The organism is Brevibacterium sp. AGC70 (assembly GCF_057334195.1).
In genome coordinates this window covers 468939-491846 of the sequence record NZ_JBHFIH010000018.1, presented here as the reverse complement: position 1 = coordinate 491846, position 22908 = coordinate 468939, and the positions used below count along the sequence as shown (strand labels likewise).

At 59.3% G+C, this 22908-nt stretch carries 20 protein-coding genes; 13 read left to right on the top strand and 7 right to left on the bottom strand.

Annotated elements, in window-relative coordinates; genetic code table 11:
• Positions 1–105 precede the first annotated feature (105 nt).
• The 5 genes from hutH to ACE03M_RS17570 form a co-directional block, all read right to left on the bottom strand.
• Entirely contained in the window at positions 106–1665 is a 1560-nt protein-coding gene (gene hutH / locus ACE03M_RS17590; protein ID WP_485935330.1) for a histidine ammonia-lyase, read from the bottom strand.
• Positions 1666–1705: 40 nt separating this feature from the next.
• A complete protein-coding gene (locus ACE03M_RS17585) occupies positions 1706–3286 on the bottom strand; it encodes a BCCT family transporter (protein WP_485935329.1) in 1581 nt (526 codons plus the stop codon).
• Positions 3287–3500: 214 nt separating this feature from the next.
• Positions 3501–5057 carry a zinc-binding metallopeptidase family protein gene (locus ACE03M_RS17580; protein ID WP_485935328.1) on the bottom strand — a complete coding sequence of 519 codons (1557 nt, stop codon included), beginning with the start codon at positions 5055–5057 and terminating at the stop codon, positions 3501–3503.
• Entirely contained in the window at positions 5054–6757 is a 1704-nt protein-coding gene (locus ACE03M_RS17575; RefSeq protein WP_485935327.1) for an amidohydrolase, read from the bottom strand. The genes ACE03M_RS17580 and ACE03M_RS17575 overlap by 4 nt, the downstream gene beginning before the upstream one ends.
• Positions 6758–6789: 32 nt before the next feature.
• Complete coding sequence (locus ACE03M_RS17570; RefSeq protein ID WP_485935326.1) at positions 6790–8091, bottom strand: MFS transporter; 1302 nt, start codon at positions 8089–8091, stop codon at positions 6790–6792.
• Between the two features lie 208 nt (positions 8092–8299).
• Between ACE03M_RS17570 and ACE03M_RS17565 the strand changes: the two genes are divergently transcribed.
• The 3 genes from ACE03M_RS17565 to ACE03M_RS17555 are packed head-to-tail and all read left to right on the top strand — an operon-like array spanning position 8300 to position 10578.
• Positions 8300–9208, top strand: coding sequence for an Lrp/AsnC family transcriptional regulator (locus ACE03M_RS17565; protein WP_485935325.1), 909 nt, complete (start codon positions 8300–8302; stop codon positions 9206–9208).
• Between the two features lie 9 nt (positions 9209–9217).
• A complete protein-coding gene (locus tag ACE03M_RS17560; protein ID WP_485935324.1) occupies positions 9218–9646 on the top strand; it encodes a (deoxy)nucleoside triphosphate pyrophosphohydrolase in 429 nt (142 codons plus the stop codon).
• A 2-nt stretch (positions 9647–9648) separates the two neighbouring features.
• Entirely contained in the window at positions 9649–10578 is a 930-nt protein-coding gene (locus ACE03M_RS17555) for an HNH endonuclease (RefSeq protein WP_485935323.1), read from the top strand.
• Between the two features lie 215 nt (positions 10579–10793).
• On the opposite strand, the gene ACE03M_RS17550 is transcribed toward ACE03M_RS17555, so the two are convergent.
• Together ACE03M_RS17550 and ACE03M_RS17545 are read right to left on the bottom strand one after the other, a co-directional pair.
• Positions 10794–11240: an acyl-CoA dehydrogenase family protein gene (locus ACE03M_RS17550; RefSeq protein WP_485935355.1), complete on the bottom strand. Its 447-nt coding sequence runs from the start codon at positions 11238–11240 to the stop codon at positions 10794–10796.
• On the bottom strand, positions 11152–11358 hold the full coding sequence (locus ACE03M_RS17545; protein WP_485935354.1) for an acyl-CoA dehydrogenase family protein: 207 nt from the start codon (positions 11356–11358) through the stop codon (positions 11152–11154). Before ACE03M_RS17545 ends, ACE03M_RS17550 begins: the two co-directional genes overlap by 89 nt.
• Positions 11359–11636: 278 nt before the next feature.
• Here ACE03M_RS17545 and dctP point away from each other — a divergent pair, with 278 nt between their 5' ends.
• The 10 genes from dctP to ACE03M_RS17495 all read left to right on the top strand — a co-directional run bounded on the left by dctP (position 11637) and on the right by ACE03M_RS17495 (position 22812).
• Positions 11637–12752 (top strand): TRAP transporter substrate-binding protein DctP, encoded by a 1116-nt coding sequence (gene dctP / locus ACE03M_RS17540; protein WP_485935322.1) that lies wholly within the window; start codon positions 11637–11639, stop codon positions 12750–12752.
• Between the two features lie 52 nt (positions 12753–12804).
• Positions 12805–13326, top strand: a complete 522-nt coding sequence (locus tag ACE03M_RS17535; RefSeq protein WP_485935321.1) for a TRAP transporter small permease — start codon at positions 12805–12807, stop codon at positions 13324–13326.
• Positions 13317–14792, top strand: a complete 1476-nt coding sequence (locus ACE03M_RS17530; RefSeq protein WP_485935320.1) for a TRAP transporter large permease — start codon at positions 13317–13319, stop codon at positions 14790–14792. The genes ACE03M_RS17535 and ACE03M_RS17530 overlap by 10 nt, the downstream gene beginning before the upstream one ends.
• A 48-nt stretch (positions 14793–14840) precedes the next feature.
• Positions 14841–15881, top strand: coding sequence for a thiamine pyrophosphate-dependent dehydrogenase E1 component subunit alpha (locus tag ACE03M_RS17525; protein ID WP_485935319.1), 1041 nt, complete (start codon positions 14841–14843; stop codon positions 15879–15881).
• A gap of 11 nt (positions 15882–15892) precedes the next feature.
• The gene (locus ACE03M_RS17520) at positions 15893–16864 is read left to right on the top strand and encodes an alpha-ketoacid dehydrogenase subunit beta (RefSeq protein ID WP_485935318.1); all 972 of its coding nucleotides are present in this window, start codon (positions 15893–15895) and stop codon (positions 16862–16864) included.
• A complete protein-coding gene (locus ACE03M_RS17515; protein WP_485935317.1) occupies positions 16861–18282 on the top strand; it encodes a dihydrolipoamide acetyltransferase family protein in 1422 nt (473 codons plus the stop codon). Before ACE03M_RS17520 ends, ACE03M_RS17515 begins: the two co-directional genes overlap by 4 nt.
• Positions 18282–19691: a dihydrolipoyl dehydrogenase family protein gene (locus tag ACE03M_RS17510; protein ID WP_485935316.1), complete on the top strand. Its 1410-nt coding sequence runs from the start codon at positions 18282–18284 to the stop codon at positions 19689–19691. The genes ACE03M_RS17515 and ACE03M_RS17510 overlap by 1 nt, the downstream gene beginning before the upstream one ends.
• 44 nt (positions 19692–19735) lie before the next feature.
• Positions 19736–20812 carry a Zn-dependent alcohol dehydrogenase gene (locus ACE03M_RS17505; RefSeq protein WP_485935315.1) on the top strand — a complete coding sequence of 359 codons (1077 nt, stop codon included), beginning with the start codon at positions 19736–19738 and terminating at the stop codon, positions 20810–20812.
• 7 nt (positions 20813–20819) lie between these two features.
• Positions 20820–21338, top strand: a complete 519-nt coding sequence (locus ACE03M_RS17500; protein ID WP_485935314.1) for an Lrp/AsnC family transcriptional regulator — start codon at positions 20820–20822, stop codon at positions 21336–21338.
• 94 nt (positions 21339–21432) lie between these two features.
• Positions 21433–22812, top strand: coding sequence for an NAD-dependent succinate-semialdehyde dehydrogenase (locus ACE03M_RS17495; RefSeq protein ID WP_485935313.1), 1380 nt, complete (start codon positions 21433–21435; stop codon positions 22810–22812).
• Positions 22813–22908: the final 96 nt, after the last annotated feature.

The window sequence follows — 22908 nt, the reverse complement described above, 5'->3', positions numbered from 1 at the left end:
CGGTTGAAGTCATCGACTCCACCGACACTGTGTCGTCAACATAACCGGCCACCTCACGCCCGCCACGTCCGGATGCCCGGCGTCAAGCTTCTCAAGTCATCCGGGTCAAACTGTGCGCAATTTGCTCCCACCTGACTCCACCGCAGTTATGAGTTCTTCACCGACGATCAGAGAATGAATCGCTTCGATATCTTTGTGGACCTGGCGGTCTCTTTCAAGCTTCGGGACCACCGCTCGAACTGTGTCGTAAGCAGCGCCCACTCCTCGTCCGATGGGTTCAGACGAAATGAACTCCACCGCTTGGCACGCACACAGGAGCTCGATGGCGACCACCTGGGTAACATTCTCGATCACCTCCAGACTCTTGAGTGCGGAAGAAGTGCCCATACTCACATGGTCTTCTTGACCCGCTGCTGATGGAATGGAGTCCACCGAAGCAGGCTGAGCCAACCGCTTGTTGTCAGAGACCAGCGCGGCGGCAGTGTACTGAGGAATCATGTACCCCGAGTCGGTGCCCGGGTTCGGCGACAAGAATGGAGGAAGTCCGCTATGGTGAGCGGAAGTCAGCCGGAATGTCCGCCGTTCTGAAATGCTGGAGAGTTCTGTGAGCGCTATTGCGAGCATGTCCAGAGCCATCGCCACAGACTCACCGTGACAATTCGACGACGACAATGACATCTCATCCTCGGCGAAGATCAGCGGGTTATCGGTCGCGGAGTTCATTTCATCTTCGATCACAGACTTGACGAATCGAATCATATCTTTTGCGGCACCGTGTACTTGAGGAATCGATCTCAGGCTCAGAGCGTCCTGCACCCTGCACTGGGAATCCGCCTCCTCCAAGCTGCTTCCCTGCAACAATGTTCGGAGGTTCTCGGCCGTCGCCCCGACGCCCTCGTGCTTCTTCACAGCGCCGATACGAGCGTCGAATGCGGAGACGTTCCCACGAAGTCCCTCAACTGAAACGGCGCTTGCGATGTCCGCCGTCTTCAGCAGCGACAAGGCATCGTGCACGGCTAGGCCTCCGAGTGCGACCATGTCGCACGTGCCGTTGAGCAGACTCAGTCCCTCTTTTGCCTGCAGGACGACCGGCCTCAGTCCCCGGCGTTTGAGCGCTTCTGCACCAGAGACCTCCGAGCCATCCACGCATGCTTCGCCTTCACCGATGAGAACCAACGCGATATGGGCTTGGTATGACAGGTACCCGAGCGACCCCTTGCGAGGCACTCGCGGGATCACGTCTTCATTCACCATGCCAAGAAGCAGATCCACGACTTCTTCCCTGATCCCGGAGTACCCGAGCGAAAGGTTTCGGACCATCACTGCCATCACCGCGCGCGTTTCGACCGCAGAGAGAAGGTCTCCTACTCCGCTGGCGTGGCTGCGGACAAGGCTGAGCTGCAGCTGGGCTGATTCCTCCGGGCTGATTCGGATCTTGCTGTTATCGCCGACACCGGTCGTAATTCCATAGACAATTGCGTCCTGACTCAGCAGATCGTCGACGACTCGCCGGGACTCCCGAATCCCGCGACGCGCATCATCCGAAAGCCGCACCAAACGTCGATCTCGGGCGATGCGATGCAGGTCATCGACGTTGAACCCAGAGGGACTGATGGTCACATATTCTTGCGTGTTGATCTCATGCTCCTTCGCTCGAAACGACATTCTTGATGCTTTCGGTCTGACGGCAGAAACGGGAACAGGCTCAGTTCTCGAGTTGCGCAGCTTCAGCCGGGTCCGCCCTCGGTTCACCCATCACTTTCGTGTCCGACCGAAGGTTTTTGACGGCAGAGAACGAGATGAGAATGATCAGGAACAAGACGGGAAATCCTGCAAGGGTTGCGGTCTGTTTGACCGCGTCAATGCCCGAAATCTCTCCACCGGTTCCGGCCGTCACGGTGAGTATTGCCAGAACCCCGATCAGTCCACCCCAGAAGATCTTGACCACGGCCGGCGGCTCCGGATTTTTGAGGTCGTTTCCGGTAGTTGTCAGAGACGACATCGTAGTGGTCAGTGAATCAGCCAGAGTGGTGAAGGAGATGAAGATTGCGATCAGCATCAGGATGCCGAAGAGCAGCGAAAGTGGGAGTTCGTCCAGGAAAGCGAACAGGGACAGTGGCACACCGCCTTCGCCGTTGATGATGTCCCAGAGTTTGCCGTCGCCCTTCCAGTCGAAGTACATCGCTGCTCCACCGAATACCCAGAACCAGAATGCTCCGAATGCCGCCGGCAACAGCATATTGACCGTGACGAACTCACGGATCGTACGCCCATAAGAGACGCGAGCGATGAACATACCGATCAAAGGAGCATTTGCTCCCCACAGCGCCCATTCGAAAATCGGCCAATCGCGGGGCCACGATTCGCCATCCATCGGGCTGAACCATAGATGCATCTCCGCGAAATCGGAAAGGTACTTTCCAGTTCCTTGAGTACCAATGGTCATGATGTAAGCCGTTGGGCCAACCACGAGCACGAAGACCAAAAGCAAGAGGAAGAGCCTGGTGTTCTGCTCCGCCAGGAACTTGATTCCTTTCTGCAGGCCGGTGTAGCTCGACAGAATATAGGTGATGGTGATGAGAATGGCGATGACAGCCCACAGGGTGGGCCCGTTGACGATGTCCGTATAGTGCGAGACGCCGCTGCCGATCTGCAGGACCCCTTCACCGAGGATCGCGGACATAGCACCCGCAATGGCGAACATGCAGACATTGTCAACGATCGTTCCGATGCCACCGAGCGCCCGCTTTCCGAAAATCGGATACAGCGCGGAGCTGACGGCATAGGGCATGCCCTTGTTGTAATGTGCGTATCCGATTGCTATTCCGCAGATGACATACAGGGCGTATGGCGCGATCGTCCACTGCATCGTCACGGCCGCGATAGAGAACGTCGCTGCCTGTTCAGATCCTGGTTCCAGCCCAAGCGCCGCCGGAGGGTTCATAAAATGGGTCAGTGGCTCGGCGGTTCCCCAGAACAGAATGCCGGTACCGATCCCGCTGGTCAGCGAGATCGCAAACCATTGCCATTTCGTCATGGTCGGTTTGGCTGAGTCACCACCGATTTTGATCTTTCCGAATTTCGAGAAGCCCAGATACAGGCAGACGAAGATCAAAACGAAAACGGTCAAGCTGAACAGCCAACCGAAGTTGCTGAAAGCGAACCCCACCACGGACGACTGTATGTTGTAGAACCACTGAGGGGCTGCGATACCCAGGACTGCTGTGGCGACCAGCAGGACAGCCATTGGGGCGAATACTCCCCACCGCATCTTCTTATTGTTCATCATTGACTCCGGTGGATTGTCCATCAATTACGACCAACCAACAGCACCGGGAAAACACCAGCTCTGTACCGTCATTGGTGACTCAGATGCTGATGCAAACTTTGGCGTTAGAAAGGCCTCCGGCCATGCTGGCAGGTCGTTATCTGGCTCACAATGCGTTCCAAAAGAATTGTGTCCGACATATCGGACAATATTCTCAGATCTCCGACGGTACTCACCACCACCGCTGGCCACTTGCCCGATCTAGTCTGTAGTCGGGCCATGGAAGTTCGATAGGTGGAACGAAGTCCGCTGACAGTAGCGCCGGCATCGGATCAGCGACAGCACGCGACTCGAACTCGCTTGTCGCCTCGGCGAGGACGTCAGGCTTGGCGAGCAGGTCGAGGAAGGTTCCCGAAACTGTCTTTCCAGCGGTGAGGATCGTCGGTGCGATCGTTTCGCGCATTCCACCCAGCGCATTCATCACCCATGCGGGATACGGGCCGGCACCGGGCGCCGGGGCCAGGGCCGGGCGCGAGACGTAGAACCGCACGAGGGGTGCATAGTGGCTCATCTCCACGTAGTCGTCGCTTGTCCAGTTTCGCTGCCATGCCGGCATCTGCTCGCGCAGCAGCCGTTCGGCTTCCTGCGGTTCGATGAGGTGTTCTGTTTCTGCGAGGAACGGCGTCTCGTTCACCTCGATACCTAGCTCCTGCTGCACTTCTTGGGCGAGCGCCACCGCCTCGGAACCGTAGGTCGGCGGCCCCACCTCGGCGAGGTTGTCGTAGAGCGCCTGCGCGAGGACGTGGTTTGTCCGTCCTGGTCGACTTCTGGCCACCCAGCGGTCTTCAACGTCGCAGTGGCCCATCATCGCTGCTGCCTGAGCATTGCGATCTAGGATGGCCAGGATGTGCTCGGCCATTTCGAGGTCTGGTGTGCGCCAGGAGAACTGAATTCGAGCGACTCTCTGGGGCAAATTATCTGCTGTTGCTTGACCGTCAGTGAGGATCGCGTCGGAGAAGCTCCAGCCGCCGGCCGCCGGCAGCATTGCGTCAAGCATCGACCTCGAAGAGGTCAGCATCTGCATAAGCGACAGATTCGCGCCCGGTGCACGAGCCGCCGAATGCGATGCGGGTATGGGTGAATGTGGGTCAGAGCTCGACAGCTGCCAGGTTTCTGGAGCATCGCAGACGAACGAATAGACCTTGCTGTAGTAGGCCCCGCACTGGGTGTCCCAGCGAGCGGTATTGCACAGTGGCAGCATGTAGAAGGGATGGAAAGACACGATCGCGTCCGCATCGTCGTAATACCCGCGCAGCCCGTGGACGACCTTCGATCCATGCATCTTCTCCGCCGGTTCTCCCGTGTAGAGAAGTGTCCCGGTGATCCCGTGGGTGGTCATCGCGTGTTTGGTCGCAAGGAGCCCGGCCAACGTAGAGATACCCAGCACCGAATGCGGATCCGTGTGCCCGGGCGCAAAGCGCGATAGCCCCTCGCGCGGCTCCTCCCGAGTGGTTGCAGCCTGCGAGTTGCCGGGGACTGCGTCGTATTCGGCGTAAGTGAGCAGCGTAGGTCCTGAACCGTTGGACCAGCCCGCACTGAAAGCCGTGGGCATACCGCCGGAACCGTCTTCGACCTCGAAGCCTTCCTCCCGCAGCCGTTGCACGTACCAGGCTTGGGAGTCGTACTCCCGCCAGGCCGGTTCCGCCAGCTCCCAGATATGAGTATGCCAATCGAGAAGTTGCTCGAGATTCTCGTCGATCCATTCCTGGGCCGTTGCCTTCGCGTTCATGCACTCGCATCTTCCTGTGCTGATCCCGAAATATCACTCGTGCACAGCCTGGGCACCCCGTCGACCCAGGTCTCCAGTACAGGAATGGCAGCGATTTCTTCACCCGGCACGGTCAGGGGATCAGCTCCGAGGACAGTGAAGTCCGCTCGCTTACCGACGCTCAGGGATCCGAATTCGTTCTCTCGGCCCAGGGTGATCGCGCCTTCCAGAGTGTGTGCCCGCAGTGCCGCCTCAGCTGAGATCCGCAGTTCGTCTGGTCCCAGCTTGTGTCCGCGCCTGGTCACCCTGGTCACTGCGGTCTGGATCGCTTCGAGTGGGCGGGGCTCGGCGACCGGAGCGTCCGAGGACAGGGTAATGGGCACACCGGCGTCACGAAACTCTCCGAGCGGATTGAATCGTTCCCCGGGTGTGCCGATGGCCTGCTCGACTCCTTCCCCCCAGTTGTAATAGTGCTGAGTCTGGTTGACCGGTCTGACTCCCAATTCGGCCATGCGTTTCACTTCGACAGGATCGGGGAGTCCACAGTGTTCGATCCGGTGGCGAGCATCGGGGTCGGGGCGCACTTGCAGTGCAGCCTCGATGGCGTCGACGACCATTTTGATGGCAATCGGCGACTGCGCGTGGGTTGCAGTCTGCAGGCCCGCGGCATGTGCCCGATGCACAAGTCCGGTGTACTCCTCCGGCGAGTGATAGAGCTGCCCGGTCCGGCACGGGTCACCGACATACCCGTCCGGGAAATAAGCGGTCCACCCCCCTAAGGTGCCGTCAGCGTAGAGCTTGATACCAGCGGCGGAAAGGAAGGCATTGCCGAAGGGACCCGTGAGGCCGAGATCGAGAACGGCGTCAAGTAGGTGGGAGAGGAAGTACATCGACACCCGCATCTGAAGCCCGCCCCGTTCAGCCATAGCAAGGTAGGCGGTGAACTCGCGTTTCGAGACCTGCGCATCCCCGATCGCGGTCACGCCGCCTCTGAGAAACTCGCGTTGAACGATGTCGAGTTGCTTCTGGTGTTCGACTGCTTCGTCGCCGAGGTGGAAGTTCGGCCCGTGGTGTCCGATCTTGACCCCGCCCAGCCCGGTGAGCACATTGCATGCCGCGTCTGAGAGTTCTCCAGTCAGATCTCCGTCAGAGTTGCGGAAGAACTCGCCGCCCTCAGGGTTCGGAGTGTCACGGGTGATGCCGAATTTCTCGAAGGTGAACGTGTTGACGACTCCCCCGTGGCCAGAAGCGTTCATGATGTACACCTCGCGGTCGCGGGCGACTTCGTCGAGTTCGTGTCGGGTCGGGTGCCGACGTTCGATGAGGTTGCGCTGTTCGTAGCCGTAGCCACGGATGGGCACATCGGCGGGAAGTTTCGCTGATTCCCGGCGCAGAACCTCGACGATCTCGGGGATCGACGTTGCCGCGTTCGGGGAGACATCGATCCAGGTGTGCAGCTGACCGTACATGAGCGGATGAGCATGTGGGTCAACGAAACCTGGGACGATCGTGGCGTCGGGAAGGTCGACACGGACAGGATCAAGGCCACGATTGACGGCGGCCTCCTCGGCGTCGGTCGCCGTTCCCACTTCGAGAATCTTCCCGCCGGCGATGAGCATCGCAGAGGCGTCGCGAGCGGTGTCCTCAACAGTGTGAATCACGTTCGCAGTGATCAGTGTGGCTGCGGAATCGCAGTCGTCAAAGGTGGCCAATTGTCGCACGGGTGTCTCCTTGGATAGTGGTGTCCAGTGGGTCAGGTGTTGGCAGTTTCAGGTTCGTCGCTGTGTTGCGGTGCCAGTGCGGTGGCGATCCAGGCAACCGCGGAGAGGAAGCCGAAGAGACCGATGACGGACCAGATTGAACCGGTCGCTGCCATGAGGGAGGTCGCAACAATGGGTGAGAGCCCGCCCCACACCGCCGCGCCGACGCCGTAGGCCAAGGACATGGAGGTATAACGGGCCTGGGGGCGATACATCTGCGTGAGAAGGGCGGACAATGGCGCCCAGGTCGCGCTCATCGTCACTCGTATCGCACAGACGAAGATGTAGATCAGTGTCACTGTGTGATTCTCGATGGCGAGGATGAGCGGGATGGAGCAGAGGAAGGACATGCCGACACCGAGGTACATGAGGCGTTTTCCTCCCCACTTGTCACCGAGCAATGCCAGCGGAAGCGTCACGAGTGCTTCGAGGAACGACGCGAGCGTCATTGCCCCGAGGATAATGGAGGCGGCGAGCCCGATTTCTTCACTGGTCGCGTAGCTCTGAACGTAGGAAGTGGCGAGGTAGTAGCCGCCCGAAGCGATGGCGACCATGCCGAATCCCAGAAGGACGGGGTACCAGTTGAAGCGCAGAGTGTGGATGATCGGTGTCGTCTCGCTGGCGCCGCTTTGTTTGAAGACGGGGGTCTCTTCGATGCGCAGCCGAACCCAGATGCCCACAGCAATGAGGACGATGCTGATGAGGAACGGCACGCGCCACCCCCAGCTGAAGAGAACATCGTCACCCATGAGGGAGAGCACCCAGAAAGCGCCGGAGGAGAGGAGCGCGCCGAGGGGGTTGCCCAGTTGGGTGAAACCGCCGTAGAAGGTCTTGAACTTCGGTGGAGCGCTCTCGACGGCCATCAGGCTCGCGCCGCCCCACTCGCCACCGACTGCCAATCCTTGGATGATGCGGAGGAAGATAAGGAGCACCGCTGCGGTCATGCCCCACGTGTCGTAGCCGGGCAGACAGCCGACGAGGACGGTCGCCACACCCATCATCAGCAAGGTGATAGTCAATGCCGGCTTGCGGCCGAGCCGGTCGCCGATGTGCCCGAAGATGATGCCGCCCAGAGGTCGGACGAAGAACGCCACCGCGTAGGTGCCAAACGATGCGAGAGTGCCCAGAGTTCGGTCGACCTCCGGGAAGAAGATTTGAGGGAAGACAATGGCGGCGGCCGTGGCGTAGACATAGAAGTCGTACCACTCAATAGTCGTGCCGACGGCTGCGGCAAATCCGGATTTGAGCGCGCGACGATGCGTGCGCTCGGGGACGCTTGGCGTGGGTGAGGTCATAGTGAGCTCCTTTGCTCGGATCGCCACGATGACATAGCTGTGCGGCGAGATTTGTGGCCTTGGAGTGATGGTAGGTCTGTTCGGGCACAGTGTCACCGGCAATGGTTAATCAGGGATGGGCCTGGCGCCGCTGATTTGCGAGCTTCGGAGGCAGCATGCGCGATAATGGAGAGCAACTACTCAATTCCACTGCACGATTGGAGGCATCATGGGGCATACGGAGGATTCTCAACTCGATGCTGCGATCATCCGTGCGCTTCAACGGGATGGACGCAAGAGCGTGCTTGACCTCGCTCGTGCCCATGGAGTCTCACGACATGTCATCTCCGAACGACTGCGTGTGCTCACAGAACGCGAAGGATTGCGCGTGGTCGCAGCGCTCGACCCCGGAGTTGCCGGCCATCATGTGCTGACACATTCCATGGTCCGCGTCGATGGCCCAGTATCCCCGGTCGCCGAGGCGGTGGGACGATTGCCGAATGCTGTGTTCGTGTCCATAGCAAGCGGAGAACGCCCGTTGGTATTCGAGTCTCGACACGGTTCGAGCCGGGAGCTTTTAGACACACTCGATGCGGTCAGAACGATCTCCGGCGTCCGTGAGATTCGAGTGACGACCTACGTCGAAGTACTGCGCGGCTTCTTCGTTCCCCAAAGACGCGATGACATCGCGTTGGATGAACTCGACTTCGAACTCATCGCTGCGCTGCAAGTCGATGGCCGGACAAGCTATCGTACTCTCGCCGAGGTTGTTCACCGCTCACCGTCAGCTGTGCGGTCCAGGGTTCAGCGGCTCATTTCTGCTGGCGTCATCCGTATCGCTGCGATCAAATCCGGCGGACTCTCCACCAGCCGCTTTGCCACAGGGCTGGGCATCACCCTGGCAGGCAGCTTTGAGCCAGTGCGACAGTTCATTCTGGAATCAGACTCGATCGAGTTCGCCGCACGATCTCATGGCACCCATGATTTCATTGCCACCGCGGTCGGCTCGTCCTCCACCGAGGTTCTTGCAACAGTCGAGGCTCTACGCGCGCTCGACGATGTTGCCGCCGTCGAGACCTGGGCCCATTTCGATCTCGTCAAGGAGGACTATGCCAGAGCGACGGGGCGGGTGGCATAGTCTGTAGACATGAGCGGAACTGTTCGCGTAGTCGCAGCTGTCTTCCAAGCCGGCAGCCAGGTGTTGGCGTGCAAACGTAAACCTGAAAAAGCTGCCGGCGGAAAATGGGAATTCCCAGGCGGAAAAGTGGAATCGAATGAATCTGCCGAAGCAGCGCTGCGACGAGAGTTGATTGAAGAATTGAACGTTCACATCAAAGCTGTCGGGGGTCTAATCTGGCGCGAGACGACGACAGACTCAGATTTGTCAATCGACCTCGCTTGCTATTGGGTGAAAACCGATGCCTTCCCCAGCTCAAGTACAGATCATGATGAACTCCGTTGGTGCTTTGTGGAAGAACTCGGTCAATTGGATTTCGCTGAAGCAGATAAACCCGCGGTGCGTGAGCTGGAACGACTCGAGACCGTCTCGGGCTCAATCAACAAGATGGAGGGTTGACTGTGGTCGAGCCAGACGGGCTTCGCGAAGCTGCTATCTCATGGTTACAAATGCGCACGGATGGCGGGAATGAGCCACTCACTCGCGAAGATCTCAATGACTTTCATTTTGCAGATGAGGACACGCGGCTAATAGCTCCCATGCAAGGTATCTGGAAACCGGGCAACTACCGCGCTGCATTGTCATTTCGCACTTCGTACACGGAACCGGGCAAGACGCCGCCTTACGAAGACTCCACCGGTGTGGACGGCCGATTTAGATACAAATGGCGAGGTACCGACCCGAACCACCCAGAGAATATCGGCCTCCGGGAAGCACGGGACCGACACTTACCACTTATCTGGTTTCGTGGAGTAGCAAAGACCCCAGCTCGCTACCAAGCCATCACACCCGTTTACATCGTCGACGAGGAACCTGAATATCAACAATTCGTCTTTGTGGCCGCTGAAGACGCTCAAGCCGCATTTGAACTGAGCGAATCGGCACACGAAACGGTCGCTCGACGTTACCTAATGCGGATGGCCAAAGCACGAGTTCACCAACCAGTTTTTAGATCCATGGTTCTGTCTGCATATGAAAATCGTTGCACCGTCTGCATGCTGGCACATCCGAGCCTTCTGGATGCTGCGCACATCATCCCGGACAACGATGAACGCGGTGTAGCCGCAGTGGTTAACGGACTGGCGATGTGCAAAATTCACCACGCCGCATTCGACAGGTTCTTCCTAGGAATTCGTCCCGATTACGTGGTTGAGATCCGCCATGATCTGCTGGAAGAAGTCGATGGACCTATGTTAAGGCATGGCCTTCAGGAACTACATGGTAATCAACTGATGTCGATCCCCAAGAGCCGTCGGGACCGCCCCAGAGTGGACCTCCTTGAGCACAAGTATGAGCAATTCCAGAATGCGACAAAGAACGACGTTACATGAGCAATCGCAGCCTCGGCATCATTTTCTCTATCGCAGCATGGTCGACCTTCTGCGATTGAAGAGTTGCGCAGCCCTAAATTGAAAGGGAGCTAGGAGCCGCCTCGGCGACGGTGTGTGCAGCGAACCACGGGCGCAGCACCGCATCGATGGCTTCTCGGACTTCGAAGCGACCGCCTTCGGCATTCAGATCAACATCAAGCATCGGCCCGATCATTTCAAGCTTCTCGGTCAGCCCTGTCGCGGTACCCAGCTCGCGCCAGGGCTTGTTCGAGATGACGGCAACCATAATCTCGCGCACCGTGAGATCTCGGCATTCTTGGTCGAGAAGAATCGGGGTGATTTCCCGAAGGGAATGTCGGGTATTTCGGTGAAGAAGATCGGGTACTTCGGATGGAAGACCTGGGACATCGCGTACGGCAACTCGGTCGATCGGGTTGGCGCAGGCAGCACTGGCGCTTGGCCTCACCAGTCGAGGCACGGACGAAGAGAATGATGCAATCAGCCTGATCGTCAAAAGTGCACCACATCTTCGTGCCATTGATGACCCACCCACCGTCATCGGCACGAGTGGCCTTACAACGGATGTTGGCGACATCGGATCCGGCTTCTGCCTCGGACAGGGCGAAGGCGCCGAGATACTCGCCGGTGGCGACCCTCGGCAAAAAGGCAGTACTCGAAGATCCCCAACCCCAGGCCACCGAATTCTTCGGGGAACAAAATGCCGAAGAATCCCATGTCGGCCGTCTGAGAAACGAACCAATCCGGGAACTGTCCCTCGATGGGGTCGAGTTTGCCGACAAGGGGAGGGCGACATCGTGGGCGAACTGCTGGATGCCTTCGAAATTGAACGAGTCGCGGCCATTGATCAAATGATGTGTTTCAATGTAGCCTGTATGTCGTACGTAGACATGAAGCTCAATCTAAATGGACACATGACGCCCATAGCTCATAAGTACAAGACGATTGATGTTCCACAGCTTTCCTCACTCGGAAGCTTTCCAGCCGGTCCCCGTACACCACAACCGAAAACATGTAGTTGAGCGTCAAAGGAGATCCTCATGATTCAGCGTTTTAAGAAGTTGGCCGCCGCAGTTGCCGTCGCCGGGGTGGCACTGTCCGCCGTCGGCTGCCAAGGAGTGGCCTCAGGCGGAAGTGGTGAAGGAGACCTCGCGAATTGGAAGGGTGCGAACTACATGCCCGAGAAGAATTCCTTCAGCAAATCGCTCATCGAAGTCTCTGACTATCTCCAAGACCAAGGTGTTGCGAAGTCCGAACTGTTCCACCAAGGCTCGCTCTTGGGACCTGAAGACATCCTTCCCGGCGTATCCGAAGGACGGGCGAATTTCGGCATCATCAACCCGTTCTACTACCCGGGCGATCTGCCGCTGACCAATGTCGCCAGCGTTCCTTTCATCTCCAATGACCCGTGGGCATTTACAACAGCGCTCAACGATCTCTACGTCTCGAACGAAGCGCTCAAGGCCGAGTACGAGAAAGCCGGCGTCGAACTCATAACGTTCGTTCCGGTCTCAGCGACAATCGTGGGAACGAAGAAGGAAGTCAAAAGCCTCGACGACCTCAAGGGTAAGAAGATCCGTGCGGTCGGTCTCCTCTCTTCTGCCTTCTCAGAGATCGGAGCCAGCCCCGTCTCTGTGCCGGCCGGTGACGTCTATCAGTCGATCGAGCAGGGCGTCATCGACGGATACACGTCATACCCCTTCGATATCGCTGTCGACAACAGCTTCAACGAGGTCGCTCCAAAAGTGGTCGACGCGGGAACCGGAACCTATAGTGTCGGCGCGATCCTCATGAACAAGGCCAACTGGGATTCTCTGTCCGAAGACCAGCAGAAGAAGATCCGCGGAAACATGTCAACCTTCACTGATGACTCCAGTGATCAAATCGCCAGTGACCTGAAAGAGATGTGCGACAAGTTCCTTGACGCCGACGGGTCGGCAACCGCACTGCCTGAGGGCGAAGTCTCGAAGTTCATAGACGTCGTCGGTGACTCGCTCATCAAACAGTGGAAGAAGGACGCCGAAGGGTCCGGAGTCGATGCAGACACCAGCACGAAGTTCCTGGCAGAACTCGAAGATGCGATCCACAAGCACGAACAGGAATCGACCTACGACCTCACCATCGGTCCCTGCATCGCTCAGGCCGCCAAGAAATGAGTGCCCCGTCAGCGACTTGGAGAAAGGATGAATCGTGCGTCTATTGGACAGAGTGACACGCACTGTATCGATTGCCTTCGCCATCTGCGCGTCCTCTATCATCGCCGTCATCATGGTGCTGACGACAGCCGACGTTATCAAGCGATTTCTCACAGGGTCGTCTATTCCCGGAGTCACTGAATTCAGCGAGGTCTTTCTTGTAGCTGCGGTCTACCTGGGATTGGCATTCGCTATGCGCATCGGAGCGCACATCGGAGTGGACATCGTCATCATGCGTCTGAAGCCGAAGGTGTCGACGGTCGTGCAGCTGATCGGCATAACTTTCGCCATCGTCGTCCTTGTGTGGATGACCGTCGAAACCACTGGAGCCGCACTGCACTCAATCTCAATCAACGAATACCGGTACGGGCTCATCAAGGTCCCGGTATGGCCGGCCAAGTTGATAGTTCCCATCGGGTTAAGTGCGCTGATCCTCGAATGTGTGAGGCTCGTGGCCACACTTCTGACCTCTGAGAAGCGCAAAACCTCCGAAGACACCGAACCCGAACAGCTGGAGGCTCCATCATGGAACTGATTGTCGGCTTAATCGTCATCGGCGTCGTCCTCACGCTCCTGGCGCTGTTGGCCACTGGAGTTCCGGTGGCATTCGCATTGGCTGTGGCTGGCGCGCTCGGAATCTTCGTCTTCTCCGGATCTGACATCGCATCGTCGACCTTGGCTAATCTCCCGTACCGGAGCACAGCCAATGCGGCTCTGGTGATCATTCCGATGTTCGTCCTGATGGGGATCCTTGCGGAGAAGGCCAGGATCGCCGAAGATGTCTTCCTCATCGGCCATCGCCTGCTCAGGCGTTTCCCCGGCGGTCTCGCCCTTGCCTCACTCTTCGCCTGTGCCGCGTTCGGTGCGGTGTCTGGATCGAGCGTAGCCACTGCTGCCACGATCGGCCGCATGTCGATCGGTCAGATGCAGAAGTACGGGTACAGCACGGCGTTCGCCGCCGGAGTCGTCGCAGCCGGTGGAACACTGAGCTTCCTCATCCCACCGAGTATTGTTCTCGTCCTCTACGCGTTGCTCACGGGCGAGTCTGTGGGCGCTATGCTGACCGCCGGGATCGTTCCAGGGCTGCTGTCAGTGCTGGTCTTCGGCATTCTCATTATCATGCGGGCAAAGCTCAATCCCACCTTGGTCGGCGGCATGCCCCGTGCCGCCAAAGTCTTGACCGGAACCTCGGTAACGACCGCGACTGCCTCAGCCTCTGCGCCAATCGCGGCCACTACCCGTCCACGACGAAGATCAGACTCTGCCGATTTGGCTTCCGGCACTGACTTCGTCGAAGACGAGGTCGACCTGGAATTCGCCGATATGGCTGAGAAGCGCAAGGGGTACGCGGGTGCCCTCAAGATCGCTCTGCTCTTCACCGTCGTCATCGGCGGAATCTACTTCGGCATCCTCACCGCAACTGAATCGGCTGCCATCGGTGCCGTCCTGGCGCTGATCATGCTGCTCGCCGATGGGTTCCGAGTCGGTCGCAAGACACTGCTCGTCAACATCAAGGAATCACTGTCCGAAGCAGCCTCGCTGTCGAGCTTCATCTTCGCCATCCTCATCGGTGCCAGCATATTCACCTACTTCCTCGTCAGTGCCGGTGTGCCTTCGGGCTTCGCCAAGTGGGTCATCTCTTTGGATCCGCCGCCTGCACTCGTGGTGCTTCTGCTGCTGGCGCTGATGATTCCGCTGGGAATGTTCCTCGATTCGCTCTCAGTCCTTCTCATCGTGGTGCCATTGGCCTATCCGGTGGTTACCGCACTCGGCTACGACGGAATCTGGTTCGGCATCCTCATGATCAAGATGGTCGAGCTTGGTCTCATCACACCGCCGGTTGGAATGAATGCTTTCGTCCTCGCAGGCACGAAGGGCGTGACCCTCGAAGATGCATTCCGAGGAATCTTTTGGTTCATACCCACAGAGATCATCATCGTCCTCATCCTCTTCTCATTCCCCGACCTGGTGACCTGGCTGCCCAGCCTGATGCGGGGCTGAACCCGGCGTCCTCCTATCGCAGTTGACTCACTCAAGAAAGTAGAACTCATGGAAAAGCTTCGTATCCTCAGCCCAGAAGGCGAGTTGGTTCCGAACGGAACACCGTCGATGGACGCCGAGACAACAAGACGGACGCTGCAATGGATGATCCTGTCGAAACAGGTCGACGAACGGGCGTTCAGTCTCCAGCGCCAAGGACGAATGGGAACATATTCGGCCGTCCGCGGCCAAGAAGCCTCCGTCATGGGCTCATGCACAGCACTGGATCCGGCCCTCGACTGGATCGTCCCGCAGTATCGTGAACTGCCCGGCCTGCTTCGCCACGGTCTGAGCATCGAAGGATTCCTGGCCTACTGGAAGGGCAACTCCGACGCGGGCACGATCCCGGACGGAATCAAAGTCCTTCCCCCTCAGATCGGCTTAGCCGCACAATTGCCCCAGGCAGTCGGCCTGGCCTGGGGGCTCAAACTCCAGAACGATCCGGGCGTCGTCATGACCTTCATCGGTGACGGCGGGTCCTCGGAAGGTGACTTCCATGAAGCACTCAACCTCGCAGGAGTGACGAAGGCCCCGATCGTCTTCGTCCTCCAGAACAACGGATGGGCGATCTCGACTCCCCGGCATAAGCAGTCCGCCGCGGAGAACTTCGCCAGCCGCGGTGTCGGCTATGGGGTCCCGAGCATCCTCGTGGACGGCAACGATCTGTTCGCTGTACACCAAGCCGCCTCCGAAGCTGTGGAACGGGCGAAGTCCGGCGGCGGTCCGACCCTCATCGAATCGGTGACCTACCGCCTCGGTGCGCACAATACGGCCGATGATCCGACGAAGTATCTCAGTCCGGAGGAGAAGGCTGAGTGGGAGTCAGTGGACCCCATCGACCGGGTTCTCAATTACCTTCGATCAGTCGGTGAGCTGACAGATGACCAGCTCGCGCAGATCGAAACCGCCAACCAGATTGAGGTCGATCGAGCCGTCGAAGCCCTCAATCTCGTCGGCCCACCCGATCCACGTACCTTGTTCGACCATGTCTACGCGGAAGACCCAGTGCGCTTAGAACGCCAGAAGACCGCTTTTGTGAAAGGGCTCTGAAAATGCCGGTGATGACAATGATCGAAGCAATTCGTTCAACCTTGCGCAGCGAACTCGAACGCGACGAAAAAGTAGTTGTGATGGGTCAGGACGTCGGCAAACTCGGAGGAGTCTTCCGTGCGACGGAGAACCTCCAGGCCGAATTCGGCGAGAACCGCGTCATCGATATGCCATTGGCAGAGGCATCGATCGTAGGATCGGCCCTGGGCATGTCCCTGAGCGGGATAAAGCCGATTGCGGAAATACAATTCCTCGGTTTCGCGCATCAGGCCTACCATCAGATCGTGCCGCAGCTGGCCCGTTATCGATACCGTTCACGGGGACGCTACACTACTCCCGTGGTCATCCGTGCGCCCTTCGGCGGAGGTGTGCGAGCACCAGAGCTCCATTCGGATGCGATCGAAGCGCACTTCACCCATGTACCCGGGCTCAAGGTCGTGATGCCCTCGAATCCTTACGAGGCCAAGGGTCTCCTGCTGGAGGCGATCCGGGGTGAGGACCCTGTCCTCTTCTGCGAGCCGCTCAAGGCCTACCGACTCGTCAAGGGCGAAGTTCCCGTGGAAGACTACACAATTCCCTTCGGCCAGGCCCGCGTCGCCCGCGAGGGTGAAGACATCACGCTGATCTCCTGGAGCGCCGGCGTGCAGCTCATCGAGAAGGCCGCCCAGGAACTGGCTGCCGAGGGCATCTCCGCTCACGTCCTCGACCTCCGCACCCTCAATCCTCTCGACATCGATGGGATCAAGGAGGCGGTCGCTCGAACCGGACGAGCCATGGTCGTCCATGAGGCGACGCAGACGTCCGGATTCGGCGCCGAGGTGGTTGCCACGATCCAAGAGGAGACGTTCTATTCACTCGAGGCTCCGGTCGCGCGCGTCACGTCTCCCGATGTGCCCTATCCGAATATCGGAATCGAGGAATACTTCCTCCCCACAGTCGACCGTGTCGTCGAAGAAGCGAAGAAAGTAGTGGCGGCGTCATGACCGATTTCGTCTACAGACTCCCAGACGTCGGCGAAGGGCTCGATCAGGCTGAGATCATGTCCTGGAAAGTCTCCGTGGGTGACACCGTCGTTCCCGATCAGGTGCTCGCTGAAGTCGAGACCGACAAGTCCATGGTCGAAGTCCCCTCTCCTGTGGCCGGAGTCGTCACGAAACTCGCCGGCAGCCCAGGCGACTTCATCAACGTGGGTGCTACCTTCGTCGAGATCGCACTGGACGACAGTGCAGATGTGGCCGCCGGTGAAGACTCCATCGCACCGTTCGGTGCCGAGTACTCCCCCGCGTCGAACGCAGCACCCGAATCAGGTGCGGCTCCCGAATCAGGTGCGATCTCCGATGAGGGTGCCGCTCGGGAACCACGAGGTGCTCCACGAGTCCTCGCCTCCCCCGCGACGCGAAGGTTCGCCCACGACTCCGGTGTCGACCTCAAAGACGTCGCAGGCAGCGGGCCCGCCGGTCGCATCACGAAGGCTGATGTCGACGGTTTCCTCACCGTGCCGAACACGTCGTCTCAGACCCCGACCGCGGAGTCAGGCTCCGGCGCCATCGCAGGTGGGCCAGGTTCTTCGGCGGAAGCGGGTGCTGGAACCGGTTCGCTGGCCTCGGCTTCGGCCGGCGCAAGCGCGTCGACTGCTGCCGGCACCTCGGCCGATCAGAAACGGGCCGAACCGACGCGGACCGAGCCGATTCACGCGGACGAGTCCGTACCGTTTCGCGGCCTCCGGCGCACGATCGCGAAGAACATGGTCGAGTCCTGGCAGACCATTCCGCACATCACGGACTTCCGCGAAATCGATGCCACCGGCCTGGTGGAAGCACGGGCCACACTCAATACGCAGCTGCAAGCGATCGGGCGCAATGAGAAGGTGACCTTCCTGCCCTTCCTCATCCGCGCCGTCTCCATCGCCTTGCGCCACCGCAAGGAGTTCAACTCCACCCTAGACCTTGAAAACGAGACCATCACCTATCTGGGCCAGCGCAACATCGGCCTGGCGGTGTCGACTCCGGCCGGACTCTTCGTGCCCGTCATCCAGGGTGCCGACTCGAAGATGCTGCTCGCCCTTGCTCGTGAATCGCAGGAACTGGCTCAGAGCGCCAGGGAGCGCACCATCACGAGTGCACAGATGTCGCGGGGCACATTCACGATCACGAACTTCGGTTCCTATGGCGGATGGTTGGGCACCCCGATCATCCGACCGCCCGAGGTGGCCATTGCCGGCTTCGGCAAGATCGTCGACAAGGTGGTGCCCGTCGACGGTCGACCAGAGATCCGCAAGGTTCTGCCGATCGCCGTGTCCGCCGACCACCGAATCATCGACGGTGCCGATATGGGTGCATTCCTGCAGTTGCTCACCCAGTTGTTGGAGAACCCGACGCTGCTGATGGCCGGTGATTTCTGATGGTGGTCGGAGAGATGCCCGAGGGCGTCGACCTGCTCGTCATTGGCGGCGGACCCGGAGGCTACACCGCGGCGCTCGAAGCTGCCGCGCTCGGACGTTCGGTCACACTCATCGATGCCGACGGACCCGCCGGGATCGGCGGCACATGTCTGCTGCACGGTTGCATCCCGTCCAAAGGACTCATCGAGCTCGCCGAGGTTCGGTCCAAGGCACGAGATCTAGCACCGGGAACATTGTCGGTGCCCGCGGTCGATCTGGGCGCGTTTCAGACGTGGAAGACCTCCATGGTCACTGGGCTCTCCCATGGCGTGGCCTCACGACTGAAGACCGCTGGTGTTGAAGTCGTCACCGGCAGATTCATGTTCACCGGGCCCCGGCGCGGAGTTGCAGAAAAGGACGGGGACCACCCGCCCCAGCACTATGAGTTCAATGATGCGATCATCGCGACCGGGTCGAGAGCGATCGAAGTTCCGCCGCTGCCCTTCAGCCACCCGCTCATCCACGATGCTTCTTCGCTTCTCGACTTGGATTCCCTGCCTGAGGCGCTTGTCGTCGTCGGTGGCGGCTACATCGGAATCGAGCTCGGCACGGCACTGGCCAAACTCGGCAGCACCGTGACCATCGTCGAAGCCTTGGATACGATCTTGCCGAATGCTCCGGCACACGCGTCCCGTTTAGTCACACGCAGGGCCGAAGAGTTGAGCATCGAGGTCCTCACCGGGAATTCGGCGGTCGGTGTCACTGCCGAGGGCATCACCATCGAATCCGCGGCAGGCCAACGCAGTATCCCGGCCGACGCCATCCTGGTGGCGGTCGGGCGACGACCCAATACGGACGACCTGGGTTTGGCCGAAGCCGGCATCTCCACGACACCAGACGGGCTCATTCCCGTCGACCCCGCAGGTCGGGCAGGCAAACACATTGCCGCCATCGGCGACGTAGTCGTTGGTCCCGCCTTGGCGCACAAGGCCACGGCCGAGGCCAAGGTCGCGGCCGCCTCGGTGTCGGGAGAAAATGTTCGCATGATCTCAACGGTGATCCCCCAGGTGATGTTCTCCGATCCAGAGATCGCCATCGCCCGGATCGAACCCGGACTGGGCGAACCACCGGCGGCAGGGACGACCACAACGCAGAAGCTGCCGCTCGGATTCTCCGGACGAGCGGCAACCATGGGCCAGTCCAACGGTTACGTCGAAATCGAAATTGAGACTGCTACGGACGCCATCGTTTCAGCCGTCGCCGTGGGACCGCATTCTTCGGAACTCATCGGTGAAATGGTGCTCGCGATCGAAATGGGCGCCTCGGCGCAGGACCTGTCGTTGAGCATCCACCCGCACCCGACGCTATCGGAGATGTGGCCTGATGCGGCCGCACTCCACACACAAGCTCACTCACAGCCGACCGCGTAGAACAGCGCAGCCAGCAGACGAAAGGACAGACCAGCATGGTCAGAATGGCAGTACTCGAACAGGCCGGAGGGCCAGTATCCATCAGAGACTATGACCTTCCGGAGGTGACGGCGACGGACGTGCATGTCAAGGTCGCTGCGGCCGGTGTATGTCACTCGGATCTGTCGTTCATCAACGGCACCGTGCAATCACCCATGCCCGTGGTCCTCGGACACGAAGCCTCAGGCGTCGTTCTCGAAGTCGGGGCTGACGTCACCGACGTCAACGTCGGGGACCATGTCATCCTCAATTGGGCTCCCCCCTGCCGGGAATGCTGGTTCTGCTCCAATGGCGAACCATGGTTGTGTTCGGCCGTTGAAAAGGCCGGCACCGCAGCCCAGTTCACGACCGGCCCCGAGGGGGAACCCGTGTACAAGGCACTGGGTGTCGGTGCCTTCGCCGAGGAGGTCGTGCTTCCCGCACATGCCGTCGTCACGATCCCCAAAGACGTCGATCTCACCCAGGCGGCCCTTATGGGGTGTGCTGTCCTCACCGGAGTCGGCGCCGCGAACAACACCGCCAAGGTGCAGAAGAGTCAGACCGTGCTCGTCATCGGGCTCGGCGGAATCGGCCTCTCTACGATCGCCGGCGCGAAACTGGCCGGGGCCTCGTCGATCATCGCCGTCGACGTCAACTCCGATAAGGAAGAGTTGGCTCGCAGCCTGGGCGCAACGGACTTCGTGGTCTCCAATGAGAAGCTGCCCAAGGACATTCGGGCACTGACCGGAGGGCTGGGAGTCGACCACGCCTTCGAATGCGTCGGCAAGTCGGTGACGATCAAACTGGCGTGGAAGTCCACTCGCCGCGGCGGAGAATGCACGGTCGTCGGAGTCGGACGAGCCGATGACCTGGTCAGCCTCAGCGCAATGGAGATCTTCCACTTCAACCGGACCCTGCGCTCGTCGGTCTTCGGATCCTCGGATCCGCAGAAGGATATACCGAAGCTCATCGACAAGGTGCAGGAGGGGAACCTGGATTTAGCCACGATGATCACCCATCGGATAGGTTTGACAGACCCATTCGAAGGATTCGACCGTATGGAGAGAGCCGAAGGGGCTCGAACCGTCATCGTCATGGAATAGGAACAGCATGGCACTTCAGAACTCGAGCCCCAGTGAGAAGAACGGCGCGAAGCCTCTCGACCAGATCGATCTTCACATCCTCCACCTGCTGGTCGCAGATCCTCGCCGTTCTCAGAGATCTCTGGCCAAGGAAGTGGGTCTGTCACCATCGGCCGTGTCCGAGCGAATCAATCAGCTCGAAGAACGGGGCGTCATCACGGGATACACGACGACCGTCGATCTCTCGAAGCTGGGGTTGCCGATATCCGTCTACGTCGGAATCTCTTGTGAGCTGGGAATCGATCATGTCGCACAGTCTCGTCAGCTCACAGAGATCCCGGAGGTCGAATCGGTGGTGTTAACCACCGGGGAGTTCGATCTGCTCCTCAAGATCAATGTCTGCGATATGGCCCACCTCAATGAGGTGCTGTTCACGAAACTCATCGAGGGCGGCCGCGGACTGTCCCGGTCTCATTCGATGGTCAGCCTCAAGGAATTCCAACAAGCAGACTACGTGTCGAAAATGGTCAAACGGCTGATGGACTGACACGTCAAGCAGTGCCCGCGTCTCGACAGGAGACGCCACATCACCTGAGCCGCTCATGCGTATGCGGCTAATGAACCACAATCTAGGAGTGGAAATGTACAGTGTTGTCGATCCGTCTACCGGTAAGCTGCTCGAATCATTTGACACCGCAACGGACGCCGAGATCCACAGCGCACTTGAGCGTTCAGATGCGGCTTTCACCGTCTGGTCGCAGACCCCGGTGGAAGAACGAGCGAAAATTCTCGAGAAGCTGTCGGTCATTTACAGGGAACGTTCTGAGGAACTGGCCGAAATCATCCAGATTGAGATGGGCAAGCCGCTGCCGGAAGGCAAGGGAGAGCTCGTTCTCTGTTCGCTTATCTATAAGTACTTCGCCAAGAACGCAGCGGAGTTCATTGAAGATGAGCCCCTGCGTGGTCCCAAGGATGCTCAGGCCTATATCCACCGTGAGCCGGTGGGGTCGTTGCTGGGAATCATGCCCTGGAACTTCCCGTACTACCAGGTTGCACGCTTCGCGGCACCGAACCTGGCGCTGGGAAACACGATCATCCTCAAGCATGCTCCGAACTGCCCCCGCTCTGCCCGCGTGATCGAAGAGATCTTCCAGGAGTCGGGCCTGCCGCAAGACGCCTACATCAACGTCTATGCTTCCAATGAGCAGATCGCAGACATCGTTCTACCCTCACCGCTCAACCATGGAGTGTCGCTGACCGGCTCCGAACGCGCCGGCTCGGCAGTCGCTGCTGAGGCAGGAAAGAACCTGAAGAAGGTTGTCCTCGAACTCGGCGGTTCTGACCCCTACATTGTGCTTGATTCTGCCGATGTCGACACCACGGTGAAGACTCTCCTCAACGCTCGACTGGGCAACAACGGGCAGGCTTGCAATGCTCCGAAGCGCATGATCATCATGGAAGACTTTTACGCCGAGGTACTGGAGAAGATGGTGTCCAAGGTCAAGTCCCGCACACCCGAGGACCCGTACAGCGATGAGTCTCGACTCAGCCCGCTGTCGACCGAACAGGCCGCCAGTCGATTCGTCGAGCAGATCGACAAGGCTGCCAGCCAGGGTGCCACCGTGCACACCGGCGGCACCAGGTACGAGGGGCCCGGCGCATTCGTCAGTCCTGCCGTCATTACCGATGTCAGTTCCGACATGAACGCGCACCATGAAGAGATTTTCGGCCCGGCCGTCATTCTCTACAAGGCTTCCACCGAGGACGAAGCGGTTGCCTTGGCCAATGACACTCCGTTCGGTCTGGGTGCCGCCGTGTTCTCTTCCGATACGGATCGGGCCGAGACCATCGCCAAGCAGATCAAGGCGGGGATGGTCTTCATCAACACTCCCGAGCAGTCGCGGGAGTTCCTGCCCTTCGGTGGCGTCAAACGCTCCGGCATCGGTCGTGAACTCGGCCCCCTGGCCATGGATGAGTTCGTCAACAAGAAGCTCATCTACAAGGCCGAGCCAGGTGAGTGACCTCGAGGTGTAAGTAGTCTGGTCCCTCGTCGCAGTCGGCGAGGGACCAGGTGAGATGGAAGCGGTGCCGGATTGTGGATGAACACGATCCGGCAC